Consider the following 14,041-nt stretch of genomic DNA (forward strand, 5'->3'; position numbering starts at 1 on the left):
TTAAGTTAGGATATAGTTCGTAATATGAGTTTATTATTTTTTTATTTTCCAGCTGACAAATATTATATTACTTTAAATATTCATAGAAAGGTATTCTATCTTTTTCTTCATTTAAAGGAGCTGGATAAAGGACTCTATCTTTACAAGCTTTCTTTGTCATTGGTCTATAGTTAACGCTAACATTCCCTCTATTATCTAAGATGATGTTTACGATGTACAAAACTTTGTCTTTATCCCAAAGCATATCTCTAGGATATTTCAGTTGATAATCGACATATTCAGGGAGTTTACTGCGTTTTGTGTCTTTTGGAAAATATTTTTTTAATTTTAAATATATATCTTTTTCAATCTGACTGTCTAAAATTGTAGTATCAAAGCTAATTTTTGATGGATGCCCCAGTTTTTTTAATATTTTTTCGATAAATATAAATGCATTTTCTTGTGCAAATCGAGCATTAATTTCTGTAATTTCTCCTTTATAAACTACAATTTTTACATCCCACGTTGAGTCTGTTGGTATTCCTGAATAATTAAATTGATTTTTTACTTTGTTTATTTCATGATAATTGGTGACTTCTTCACCTTTATCCACAGTTATAAGTGTCCTTTTTTCATTAATATTTTTCCATTCATAATGCCCTTTTAAAATCTCGCTTTCTAAATTTTTATTACTCTCTAGTTCATGTTTTTTTGCATTACTGCCTAATTCTAATGTCGATAAATCTAATGTTTTATTGCAACTACAGAGTAAGATAAACGAAAGTAAAACAATTATTTTTTTCATAATGTCTATTTTAAATAATACTAAAACCTTTTTCTGTTGAACGAACATGGAGTTTAATTTCTAGTTCAACATTACTTTGTTCTTGTGGGTTAGGGCTTTTAAATTGTAATGGATATGATCCATCTATTTTCATTAATCTTACCAATTTTCCGTAACCCATGAATTCTAATTTTAATTCGTTTTCATTCAAGGGTTCTAAATCAAGATTTTGATTGAATAAAGAAATCAAGCTTTTTTGAAAACTTTGTTTTCTTTCTTCACTAAAATAAAATGCTTGTTCCTGTAGCTTTTGTTTCTCTTTGGAAAGTTCAAGAAATTTACTTGCATTATGCTCTTTTAAAATAGCGTGAATTTGTCTATAATATTCAAGTACTTTTTCTTTTAAAACAGTTTTATCCAATTTAGATAAATCTACAGAGTTTTGCCATCCGTCCAAAACGAAAGGCAACTCTACTTCAATTTCTGTTGAAATTTCAAAATAAGGATAATTGATATTTTTACTTAGTCCACCCCAAGGAGACTCGATTTTAGGATGAAATTTATACATGGAGGCTTTCCATTTATCCATATTTGCCTCTGCACAATAAAAATCAATAAATAGTGTGTCTGTCTCAATTAATGTTTTATTATTTTTTCTAGGAAACATTTTTCCTACTATGGTATATTTGCCACTTTGCAACAAAACATTGTTAATATCAATACCTCCTATAGAGCCTGACCTACCTATTGTCTGATCTCCATAACGCTCTATGACAGCAACATCATTTACAAGTATAGTTGCCGAGCAATATATATGAGGATCAATAGTATATAATGGTTTATCTAATTTATTCATAATTTTAGTTTAAATATTTTTTATCTAGTTTCTTAGTTTCATCTGGAATTAACCTTTCTTCTATCTTAAAACTACTTTTCCACCAACCTATTTCTCCTTCAATTTGAGCGGTGAACATAATTCCGGAAAATTTTAATACTGGTTCCATAAACCAGCCTTTTTCATCACTATCAATTGTAAGTTCACCCCCAAAATATCCTTCTGCGGTCGCTTCAGCTTTAAAATTTATATCTATTGGCACAACATCTTTATTTTTGGTTTTTCCAATTTCCAATTTCATTACAAAAGCGATTGTAATGCCCATTTTTCCTCCAATGGTTACTTTTCCTTGTTCGCCAGTACCATTAAGAGCACTTATCTTTAATGCATCAATCATAACACTAAGTTCACCGTAGAAGGTGGCAGTAAATGTTAATTTACCTCCTAATTTTTCTAATTTACCTCTAAAATTTTCAGCCATTTTTGCTACGGCAGGATTTGCAGTTGCTCCATAAGCTACTGCTGTAATAGCTGAACCTATAATATCGATTATAACTTCAGCCCCAATTAAAGGATCAAAACCAAGGCTAACTTCTCCAACAATATCTATATTATTGTTGTTTTCGGGTTTTTCTAAATACCATTTACCTAATACTTTGAGTTTTGGGTATCGGATATCAAAAGCTACAGGTAACGATGTTTCCTTTGCCGCACTTTGTGCAAAATTAATAGCATTCTGAAGAAGGTCAGTTGATTTCGCAATCACTTTAGCAATACTTTCTATCTTTTTTTCAAATAATTGAGTGTAACTTCTCTTATGCCGTCCGTCAGCCCATTCAGCAGATAAACTCACGCCAACTTCAATGGGGACCTTCCCTTGCTTATTCATCAACCATTTTTTATACCCAGCTTCTCTTGCTTTTTCTTGATGGGCTTTATATATATTACCTTTTGGCATATTTACAGCTCTATAGTTAGAAAGACCTACCAAAAACTCAAGTGCTAATTCCCACTTAATATCTGGATAAACCTTTATAAGAATAGTATTATTCAATTCATTAGAAAAATAACGACAAGAATGCACATTGATTGCATACTCATTGGCAAAAACTTTTGGCCAAATGTATTTTAATGGATACAAATTGAACTGACTTATGTTTGATGCTATGGGGAAATCTAAACTATCTGTAACACGGTCAATTGGTTTTTTATACTCTGTGCTATTGATTCGAATATTCTTGTTATGAACCCCTTTGTCTCTAAAGCAGCCTTTATTTTGATATTCTGTAACATCAATAGTGATATTCTTATCGTCCCATCTAATATCGTGGCATGGTGCAATAGTTTCATAAATAATAGTTTGGGCATCATGCCCATAACTATCAAAACTAATATCTACACGGCGATTTTCTCTATTATTTTTTTCGTCTTTGTATTTAATATTATCCGCTCCACTTTTGTCGTCGGTTGGATTCACTTCTCCACGACCAATAGCTATTATCCTATTAGGATCTAAACCACCATCTGTAAAAACTTTTTTAACGGCATCAGAGCGTTGCTGCGACAATTTTTGATTATATTCTTCCTTTCCTATTACACAGGCATGACCATCAATTCTTATTGTCGTGTACTGATGTTCTCCCAAAAACTGTATCGTATTATTAAGAGTCTCTCTAGCATCTGCAGTTATAGCATAAGCTTCAAAGTCAAAAAGTATTGTCTTGCTAATTGGCTCTTTAGTATTAAGTATATTGGTTAATTTTTTGCCATTATTAAAAACAAGCGTTTTAATTGTTGAGGTTTTTTTATCTTCTTTTTTTATTATGTAATCCTAAGTATTTTAATAAAATTGGCTTTTACGTCATTATTTAAAGACCAGAATAATTTATCATAATAAACAAAACACTAACGTATTACAATAAAATCATTCTTTTTATGTACAAAAAGAGGCAGACTAAATTCTTCATTTGTTGTTTTATTAACATAATAAAGAATAGGATTGTTGTCATTCCTAATTAAATTTACTATTCGGTTTCCACCGTACATTTCAATTTTAGTTAATTCAGGAAAATCTTTTAGTATAAAACCTCCATCATTAATACTTGAAAACATATTACTTAAACCTTCTATATTATCCTCATTATCTGTGTACATTGAAATATCAATTTCGTTAAATCTTGTTTTTAACACACTATATAAATCTGATACATTTTGAGATTTAGCTATTTCATAAATCCTTTTGTAAAAAGAAATTAAGTCAATTTTTACTGCATCAATTCCATCTATAATTTCTGAATTCTTCCACCCCATAATTTTATATGGAATTTGTGCTGTAAATTCTGCTTCTACTTCTATAAGCGGTAATTGAGGATTAGATAAATCGGGAGTCTCAAAATTAAAAACTTCAATCAAATTTTCATAATTGTCTGTGTATGCATCATACGCATGCACTTTAAGTTTCAAGAAAGTATCATTTTTTAATGTAGTTTCTCCTTTTAAAGGAAATATTTTAAATTTGATTTTTTGCTCACCGCTTTCTAGTATAAAATGATTGATAGGGTAATGTGATGCGATTATTCCTCCAACACTATGTACATAAGCAGGTAAATCATTAATATAAATTTCGAAATTACAAATAGATGCGTTGAAATCTACAAGATAATAAGGGTTGGTAAAATTTTTCATTTTATTTTAAATATTTTGAGGTCAGTAGTTACGAACATATAATTTTAGATTGATATATTTTTTCTGACTCGACCATTCTTACTATCAAATTGTTGAATATTGTGTCTTTGCTTTGAGAACGGTTAATTCGATAACAAAATTCATCAAGATACCTGTTTATATTAAAGTCACTTACCGATGAATATGTTGTTCTAATCCATGATTTTACTTGATGAATCATTGTGTGCAATGCCATAAAATTCATCCCTTTGTTGCTTTCTATTTGTGTGATATTATAATCTCCAAATAAAGGACGATAACCTTTCCATTTATCTGTGGTTATTTTTGCATTTTTATTAATGTGCTTTTCAAATATTGTCTCTAATTCTTTGGCTGAATAATTATCAATTTTCAAGGCATACATTCTTTTAATTTTTCCTTCATCTGTTAGTTCCACTGCTGTTACAACCTTTTTTTTCTTGCTATCATAACTCCTGCCTACTTTACCTTTTTCCTTTCCTCCAATAACGAATTCATCAACATGAACAGTTCCGTCCATTGGATGATTCTCACTAGATTTCATCGCTTCTCTAATTTTGTGCATAAATAAACGTGCTGTTTTTTCTGTAACTCCATAGCGAACTCCCATGTAACTGGCAGATAAACTTTTAGTGGTGGTTGACATCTCAAAACATATAAAAAAGGCTTTGCGTAAACCAAACTTAACCTTATGAAATAAAGTGTTTGCCGCCGCGGTTTCTGTATGGCTGCAGATATTACAAGTTCTGGAAAAATCTTTGCGGATTTGACTCTTTGTATGCTTACATTTTAAACAAATAAATCCTCGTTCCCATTTATAATTTGCTAAATATTCTTTGCAGTGTTCATCTGTTTTAAACCGTTCAGCGAACTCTAAAAGGTTTTGCCCTGTAAATAAATCCATGTTTCCCTTGTTTTATTGATCTCTAAGATATGAAATTATCTACTTACCTCAATAAATATTTATTTACAAAAGGATCATTTTCCGGATGTTGATAACCCCTGATGATTTTGTCTTTGAGCGCTTTTTTTGTGATGACTAATAGGTCACTGCCTACTGAATTTCCAGAAGGGTTAAGTGCTAAAGTATAAAAAGTATCACCTTTTACCCACCTTAATTTTTCTGGAAATATGAAATAACCATTCTCCTTGTCAATTTTTGTAACACTTGGTAATTTTTCAAGAAATAACTTTTGCATTTCTAAATCAATATTCTCCAAATTAGTCGATCCTTTTACTATTTCCATCGGCATTCCTAACTTACTCTTAAGAAAATCAAATAATTTTAATCTACTTTTAAAATCAACAGCTAAATGCATAAAAGCAAATTTATTTTCATATATACTAAATACGGCACCAAAATTTGGATCTATAGCTATCCCATTAAAATTTAACTGCTTTGTAGTTGTTACATTCATAAAAACATAATTTGTAACTCTTTCTCCATCATCTTTTAGATGAAAAGACAGTCCGTCATTTTCATATTTTATTACGTAATGACCTTTTTGTTCATCTTTTCTGTACGTTTCTAGCTTTTGCAAAGGATATGAATCTGCAGGTTTATCAAAATCTATTATCGATAAATCAAAGGTTTGGCTATTGCAACTCATAAGCATAGAGGATAATATAAAAAATATTATTATTTTTTTATTTGATTTTTTCATAATCATTTTTAACACCATCAAGTTCAATTATTAATTTATCGTTTTCAAAATAAAAATCTGTTTGATCTTCGTTAACAAAGTCGAGCCTAATTAAATAAAGCTTATTTCCATCTAACCGATATGGTCTTTGATATAACATATGAGAAGATTCTTCATCTACTTTTTGGATAAATTTTCCGTCAGCTGTGAATTCTAAAGTTACTTTTCCTGTTTTTTTGTTTGTTACTTCATCTTTTAAATCGCATTGCCAAACTCCAATTAGTTTTTTTCCGTTATTACTGTTTGATGTACAAGATACTATCACTATTGTTAATAATAGAACTATATTATTTTTCATTAATCTAAATGTTTACTTAAAATAGGGTTTTCGTTAAAATTATGATATCCCAAAATTATCTTGCCCTTTACTGTTTTTTTGAAATGATTAAAAATTTGTTTGAACATGATGCTTCACCACTTCTTACCAAAGTATTCCGATCGCTCGGATATGCACTAAAGTCCTCGCTAACGATAGCGCGGAATTGCATTCCGTGCCCATTACAATTGGCGATTAAAATAAATCTAGCAAAATTACTTCTAATTCATATTCTAATCCTGCATAATTTCTTGCCGAACTAAAATAATAATCTTCAGGCAAAGTTACATTTTTGTCTTTTACAGGATTATTATGAATGTAATCTACTTTTTGATTGATAAACCAATTGCTTTCAACAATTTCTGCGTGATAACCCCCTTGGCAAACTTTGTGTTTTTGTTCTTTTTTGAGGTGTTCACAAGATTTTTGAAAATAATCAAGTGTCCATTCATTTCGACTTTCGGGCTCTTCTTGTATGGTCTTTATAATTTGTTTGGAAGTAAATTTCTTGATCCCGATAGCTATCGGGACGCATAATGTTAGAAAGAGCAAAACCATCCGTTCCTTTACACAACAAATGCAAATGGCTAGACATTAAACAATAGACATAAATCTCCAAACCTTTCTTTTAAGGACAATGTTTCAATGCGATGGTAATAACATATTTTTGATTCAATCTTGTAAAAACGTCTATCCAACCCACAGCTGTTATTGTTATGAAATAGGCTTCGTATTTTGTTGTGGCTTTGTATTTTGTTGACATATTTATTGTTTTAAAAACACTAAAAAAAGCTACATATTTTTACATAATGTAGCTTTTGATATGTTTTGTTTGCTCAACTTTATGGGCACAGAATGCAATTCTGCGCTATCCAACCGAGGTCATTTATTCCATATCTGAGCGATCGGATTGAAGAATTGAACACAGAAAAACAACCATAAATATCCTTGTTTTAATTTTTTTAATACACATTAAATTCTGTTTTACCCTGAGGAATATAAAAATAATGCTTTATCTCAAATGTTGATTCTCCTTTATCTTTAACAATTTTACCACATAAAGCATTTCTACCTCTCCTTTTTTTATCATTAGAATTGGTCATCAATGCAACTAATTTACCATCAGCAAAAAATTCTAGTTTGTAATTTTCTATAGGTAACATTTCTATTTTAGAATCACCATATAATTTTATTAGTTTTTGCCAAGAATTTTTTATTTCTTCTTTAGACTCATAAGATGAAATAAATGTATTTTTTAGATTATCAAAGGCTAGTTTTGCAATATTATCATATTCTTTATTTTGATAAATGTCTTTAATTTCTCTGTATTTCTTTACTAATTTTGCTTCCAATTCTTTCTTATCTAGCTTTTTTAAATCTTGAGCATTTTCAAATGGTTGATCTAATTTATAAGGTACTTCAACATTTATTGTAAAACTACCTTCATAATATGTTTTTCCAGTAGCAATAAATTTGTGTTCACTGTATTGTTCAGATATTTTTAGTTCAGTAGTCGGAGTCTTATATTTCATATATACTTCATCATCTTCACCTTCTTTTTTTAAATCATAAGAGTTTAATTCAAATTCAAGATAAGAGTCATCTGTTAAGGTATTATAAATTTCATCATATTCCTCTGTTTTTCCTGCTGGATACATTTTATAAGAAATTTTTTGAGATCCGTTTTTAAAAACTACATTATTAATTTCTGCGGCTGAATTACCTCTTGGTCCATTAAAATTCCTATGTACTTTTATATCATTAAGATATAAATCAAAATAACATTTATTATTAGTAAAACTAATTGCGTAAATTTTTTCAGAAGAATAATTTTTAACTTGTTTCGCTATTTCTTCAGAAATATTATCAGCTGTTATTGTAGGGTTTTGTGTAATCATAGTTTTTTTATCTTGAGAACAAGCTGTAAGACTTACTCCTAAAATAAGAAAAAAAAATTTTTGAATAAAAAACTTCATTTTAGTACACTTTAAATTCTGTTTCTCCCTGAGGTATGTAAAAATAACTATTCAAGAACATAGGTCTTAAACCACCATCGTGATTTACTTTTGCCCACAATGCGGTATTACCTCTTAACCTGTTGTCTTGAGTTGTTTGCATTAAAGCAACTAATTTACCTTCAGCAAAAAATACTAGCTTATAATTTTCTATAGGTTGCATTTCAAAACTTGGTTCTTTAAAAGCTCCTATAAGTTCTTCCCAAATGGATTGAATATTTTCTTTTGTTTGGTATTCAGCAATAAACTGATCTCTTAAACTATTGTAAGAAGTTTTAGCTATATTATCATATTCTTTGTTTTGATATATGTCTCTTAAAGCTGCATATTGTTTTACCAATTTTCTTTCTAATATTTTTGCGTCTAGTTTTCGTAAATCTTGAGCATTTTCAAAACCTTCTAATTCATAAGGTATTTTTGCTTCAAAAGTTAAACTCCCCTCATAATAGTCTTTACCGGTTGCAATAAATTTTTCTGTTTCATTTCCATATTCATCTTTTGTAATTGACATTGGAGAAGTAAACTCTTTAACTATTTTGCCTTCAGGATTTCTAGATTTTGAAACATCAAATTCTTCTATTTCAATTTTTAGCAATGTATTATCAATTAAACTATTATATATATCAGTTTCACTTTTTAATTTACCTATTGGATATAGTTTGTAAGATATTTTTTGTGTTCCACTTTTAAAAATATAATTACTTATCTCGAAAGAAGTAGAAGACATGGATTCATCAAATTCCTTGTATACAAGCATATCATTCACAAAAATTTCCATAAAACACCAAGATCTCTCGTAATTAATTAAAAAGGTTGGTTCTTTAGGATAATGTTTTACTTGTTTTGCTAATTCATCTACAATATTATTTGCAGTAATTGCAGGGTTTTGTGTAATCATAGTTTTGTTTTTTTGAGTGCAACCTTGAAGGATAATAAATAAGGCTGTTAGTGTTAATATTTTTTTCATTATTTAACTATTTTTTTGATTGAAAAACTGAATTGTTCCTAAATCTATTTCGTGAGGATCTATTAATGTAAACTCAATTGGTTTTTTCTCTTCAGTACCAATGTCAAATATGGTTCCAAATGTTTTGTTTTTTACTGAAACATTTCCAGTAAAGGTTCCTTTTATACCTGAAAAAATTAAAGTTTTTTTCATAGATAATCCTTGCTCTTTATTGAAATCGAATTTTGTTTTCAAAGCAGCTGCCCCCTTCATTTTTATTTGCATTTTACCTTCTATACTTGTTTCAAGCGGAGAAAACTTAAATAGAGTCTTATCATATTTTCCACTTATCATTACATTTATAGTTATTTGTTCCTTAGTAGTAACCTGAGCTTTACTATTATCAATAAAATTTCCTGCATTATCCTTAATATCGTAAGATTTGGTCAAAAAGTTATATTTAACTTTAATTTCCATTGCCCATTCTCCTTTCACTGTAAATGATCCTTTTAGGACTTGTATACCACTTTCTTTTAACGCTTCTAAAACAACACTTTTGTTTTCTTCTAGTTTTTTATTTTTGGGTTTTTCTCCTCTGACAGGTTCTAATTTGCTTTTTAGCATTTCTAACAAGTCAAACTCTTTTTCAAAATTTAAAGCTACTATTGGGTTTGCATTAAGGTTAGCCTCATAAATTAAAGCCATTCTGCCATCAGCTTGTTTCCAGTAATACATTCCTGCATTTATAGCTATAGATGGTGGCACAATTTCAACACCTGAGTCGTCTATTATCTTTTTAAATGCTTTTACTTTTTTAGCAATTTTGGCAACTCTTCCTTGTAAATTTTTCCCTCTAGTAAGGTATATCATAACTAAATCAATAACAATGCCTAATAGTACAAAATAGAGGACTACGGCTGCTGCTGCATATTTGGTGTATTTTGTTTGTGTAATAAGGTTTACTTCTGATCCAGTTAAAGATAATTCCAGTCCTTTTTGTTCCTGGTCTCTTTCATAAATTACATGTGCACCATAAGTATAATCATTAGCTTGGGTTTTTATGTATTCTAATATAACATATTCATAAATCCATGTAGATGGTAAAACTTTAAGCACTTTAAATACAGTACTGTTTGTTAATTCATCTATAATGTCAGAAATCCCTGTTTTTAGTTCTAAGTTTTTTTTATTATGAAAAAAATAATCGCCTCTTGTTGCATAATTATACTGAAAATGTCCTATCCACACAATATCTGGGTAAACCTTTATAGTAAATGCTGGTTTTGTTTTATCAGCATAGTACGCACATGTATTTACGTAAACATCATATTTATTATAAAGTATAGAGAAAGGGTTTAAGTAACGCATTAAATAATAAAAATAGTTGGGTACAAAATCACTTTCTACCGTGGATACTACTTTTTGTTTAATAATTTCGCCTGTTTTCCTTACCGTATTTTCTTTGTGAATAATTACTACTTCGCTTTTATGTTTGTCTTCATTTTCTCTAAAACAAGAAGTTGTTTTTCTATCTTTAATAATTAAACTTATCTCTTTTCCTTTTTCGACGCTTGATGCAATGGTCTCATATATTAATGCTTCCGCATTGTATTCTAAATAAGAGAATTGTATTTGTGTTCTTCTGTTTTGCTGATAGATTAATTCTGTATTCCCTTGCTTTTTGGGCCTTAATTCTCCAAATCCTCTCGTGGTAATTTTACTTTTCTGCAAACCCTTATTAAAAAAGTATTCTTTTACTGCTATTGCTCGTCTTTCTGAGAGATTCTGGTTATACTCTATAGTTCCTCTATCGTCTGCATGACCTGTTAGTATCATGCTTATATTATAATTAGATACTAGAAAGTTAAAGATGTTATCTAACGAATGTTTTGCATCATCCCTTAGAGTGTCTTTATCAAAATCAAAAAACACCTCACTTATTTTTTTCTTCGAAAATGAGCTAGGCTTTTTTAGAAATGTTGTTCCTTCTTCAAAAATGTTAAAATAATCAATATCATCAATATTTAAAGCCCTATATTTACAACTGTGATAATTCTTATAATTTTTATCTGCTTCTCCGGTTTTTAGAGGAGACAAGTTTGTTGAAGGCTTTATTTCCTTTGAAGTTATCTTTTTCTCAATTCGTAAAAAACGGGCATGTATTGTATCCTTATTATTATCTGGGATATAGGTTTTTTTGGCCGGATCAAAAACTTTTACAAAAAACTCTTCAGTTTCTTTCATATTAGTAATTTTAGAATACCATGCAAAAGTATTGTCCATCTTTACATTTATCTCGCCGTCTATAACGTCAACACTTGTATATCGAAATACCACCGGGTCATTAGTACCTGCGATGTTTCGGAAGATGTCTACACTAAGATTTAAATGTCCATTTAAGCCCTGGGTTGTTAAGTTTAGATATATGGTTTCTCCATATTTAAATACATGTTCTTTTCTAATATCTTTTCCGTCATTAGTCGTGCACCACTTACTACCTATAATTTTAGATGTGCAACTACCTCTTACTATTAATCCAGTTTGATTAATCCTATCTATTGCCCCTGATAAACTTGCTTCTAGATAATACTCAAACGGGCCACATAAATTTCTTGGAATCTTAACAGCATATCGATTACTTGCAGGTAATCTTTTAAGTAAAACAATTTCAATAATCTTATTTGATCTTCGATGCTGTAACATCCAAGTGATATCTTTCTTTTTATCACTAGCGGTTGTGCCATCATACCATTTCTCAACCTCAAAATAAACAAATTGATCAGGTTGAATCACTAATTTTTTTTCAGGAATTGACAAGCTGGAAACTACCTTTCCTACTTGTGACCATTTTATTTTTTTTACACCTTTTGCCATTTTTAATCAATTAATTATCACTAATCCCCTCATGCTTTGCTTCTTTCTTATACATTTCCCGCACATCCACCATAGGATTGACAAGATTGTGTACCATTGGCTCAGCATTTTTAAAATTTTGTTCTCCAGGTTCTGCGGTTTGCCCGTGATCGGTTATTTCAATGCAATCTGGTGCGCCCATAGGGCAGGTGCCTTTGCTATCCTCAAGGAGTATTTGCCCTTGATTGCTCAGGGTTACTTTATCATAAAAACCACTCCATTTAGTTATTTGTGCTTGGCAAACCATAAAACTGTTTCCTACGGGTTGCTTTTTACATTTTCCAAAAGTGTTTTTTTCTAAAGTTTGCCCAATTTCTTTGGTGGTAGCTATTAGTTTTTCAGCTCCGTCTTTGTCATTACCATAATGTTTAGAATGGGATTTAACTTTAATCTTGTCTGTTTTTGAAGGATCTTCGCTAAATTGGCATTTGCAAACGGCTCCTTGTACCACAAAATGTTTTTCGCTCATAATTTGGGTTGTTTAAAATTGCCACCATTTTTTTTGGGGTTTACTCTCGTCAATGAATATTTTTTGTCTTGTTGCAATGACCTGCTCTTTTGTATCGTTAAGATTAGAAATGCTTATCGTGTATTTTTGAGTGACGTCTAATGCTAAGTCGCAGCTTACAAACACACTTTCAGGAAAATAATTGTTAGGATTTAAAAAGTATTTAGCCCGATAGGTACCCATGGGGCGTTCTTCAGTATATTCATTTACCTTGATGTTTAATGCGTTATCAAAGTCTGTTTTTGAACGTTCATCATTAAGATTTCCTTTAATAGCAACAATAATAAAATTATCGACATCCAGATAGTCATCTAACGTTTGATCCACTTGATAGCTTATGTTTTCGTCTTTAGTAATAAACGGAAAACCAGTTTCTTTTTGAATTATTAAAGTAGGAGGGTATTGCACATGGATACCATTAAATAACGCATATAGAAACCAATCCTTAGAAAGCGATAGGTACAAGTTGTCACTGTTTTCTAAGGTTTTATCGTATATAGAAAAATATTTCTCAATAAATGCTCCTTTGTAATATTTTTGTATTTCTTTTTTGGTTGTAGTCCAGCGTTTTTTTACCTGTTCAAAATTGTTGATATCCACCCATTTTCCAGTGGCATCAACAACAACGATTAAGGGATATAAAGCAGCCGAAGCTTTTTCGGCAATATCCTCAGCCATGGTATCAGCTTCGGTGTCGTTAATATAGATTTTGCCAATTCGTGTAATTTCAAAAAAATAAAAATCATTGTCACTTTTTGCTTTCCACTTTACGTTAATTTTTTGTTTTATGGTATGTATTTTATCGCCGTTCTCAATAGTATAAAGCACACCGTAGGTAGTGTCTACTCGCGCATAATTTAACGAAAGACATAAGGGGGGATCATTAAAAACTACTTTAGCCCGCTTTTTTTCTCTTTCTTCATCGGTTAGTGCTGCTTTTTCTGGTGCCAGAATTAGATAGTCTAATTGGTACGGAAAATCGGCTTCAATTAAATCAGGAAGATTACAATGGATATTGTGATACGCCCGTAGTAGTCGAGGTTCAATATTAAGCTCTCGCGCTACATTTTGTAGTGTATCACCATTCTTAATTTTATAAGTAATGTGCTTTTCGCTATAAGAAAGTTTAGAGTCGTCTTTTAAATACATCTAATAAAAAATTTCAATCAAATGTATTGATATTTTTCCTATTAAAGAACTGTTATTAACAAGAATGATTGTCAGTTGTGTTTTTATAGTTTTTTTTATCTGTACGAAATAAGTTAAAAATTTACTGGTTTTTTATAAAATTCCCAGTACCATTGGACTTAGGTGTTATGCATACCTATTTAAAACTGAA

The 14,041-nt window shown here is 30.2% G+C and carries 12 protein-coding genes and 1 pseudogene; all 13 read right to left on the reverse strand.

Features of this window, described 5'->3' with window-relative positions; all coding sequences use genetic code 11:
* Positions 1–67: 67 nt before the first annotated feature.
* A complete protein-coding gene (locus ACVEGE_RS09145; RefSeq protein WP_192502029.1) occupies positions 68–784 on the reverse strand; it encodes a hypothetical protein in 717 nt (238 codons plus the stop codon).
* A gap of 10 nt (positions 785–794) precedes the next feature.
* Positions 795–1,619, reverse strand: a complete 825-nt coding sequence (locus ACVEGE_RS09150) for a hypothetical protein (protein WP_192502030.1) — start codon at positions 1,617–1,619, stop codon at positions 795–797.
* 4 nt (positions 1,620–1,623) lie between these two features.
* Entirely contained in the window at positions 1,624–3,423 is a 1,800-nt protein-coding gene (locus tag ACVEGE_RS09155) for an OmpA family protein (protein ID WP_192502032.1), read from the reverse strand.
* Positions 3,424–3,503: 80 nt separating this feature from the next.
* Positions 3,504–4,283, reverse strand: a complete 780-nt coding sequence (locus tag ACVEGE_RS09160) for a hypothetical protein (protein WP_192502031.1) — start codon at positions 4,281–4,283, stop codon at positions 3,504–3,506.
* 28 nt (positions 4,284–4,311) lie between these two features.
* Entirely contained in the window at positions 4,312–5,205 is an 894-nt protein-coding gene (locus tag ACVEGE_RS09165) for an IS1595 family transposase (protein ID WP_192501064.1), read from the reverse strand.
* Between the two features lie 43 nt (positions 5,206–5,248).
* On the reverse strand, positions 5,249–5,965 hold the full coding sequence (locus tag ACVEGE_RS09170; protein WP_192500004.1) for a hypothetical protein: 717 nt from the start codon (positions 5,963–5,965) through the stop codon (positions 5,249–5,251).
* Positions 5,949–6,302, reverse strand: coding sequence for a hypothetical protein (locus ACVEGE_RS09175; RefSeq protein WP_192500003.1), 354 nt, complete (start codon positions 6,300–6,302; stop codon positions 5,949–5,951). Before ACVEGE_RS09175 ends, ACVEGE_RS09170 begins: the two co-directional genes overlap by 17 nt.
* A 213-nt stretch (positions 6,303–6,515) precedes the next feature.
* Positions 6,516–7,083 (reverse strand): annotated as a pseudogene (locus ACVEGE_RS09180) (transposase).
* Positions 7,084–7,282: 199 nt separating this feature from the next.
* Complete coding sequence (locus tag ACVEGE_RS09185; RefSeq protein WP_192500002.1) at positions 7,283–8,218, reverse strand: hypothetical protein; 936 nt, start codon at positions 8,216–8,218, stop codon at positions 7,283–7,285.
* 79 nt (positions 8,219–8,297) lie between these two features.
* Positions 8,298–9,302 (reverse strand): hypothetical protein, encoded by a 1,005-nt coding sequence (locus ACVEGE_RS09190; protein WP_192500001.1) that lies wholly within the window; start codon positions 9,300–9,302, stop codon positions 8,298–8,300.
* A 3-nt stretch (positions 9,303–9,305) separates the two neighbouring features.
* The gene (locus ACVEGE_RS09195; RefSeq protein WP_192500000.1) at positions 9,306–12,155 is read right to left on the reverse strand and encodes an OmpA family protein; all 2,850 of its coding nucleotides are present in this window, start codon (positions 12,153–12,155) and stop codon (positions 9,306–9,308) included.
* 10 nt (positions 12,156–12,165) lie between these two features.
* A complete protein-coding gene (locus tag ACVEGE_RS09200) occupies positions 12,166–12,663 on the reverse strand; it encodes a DUF4280 domain-containing protein (protein ID WP_192499999.1) in 498 nt (165 codons plus the stop codon).
* A 12-nt stretch (positions 12,664–12,675) separates the two neighbouring features.
* Entirely contained in the window at positions 12,676–13,851 is a 1,176-nt protein-coding gene (locus ACVEGE_RS09205; RefSeq protein WP_192499998.1) for a hypothetical protein, read from the reverse strand.
* Positions 13,852–14,041: the final 190 nt, after the last annotated feature.

It is taken from the genome of Flavobacterium sp. PL002, from assembly GCF_054165825.1.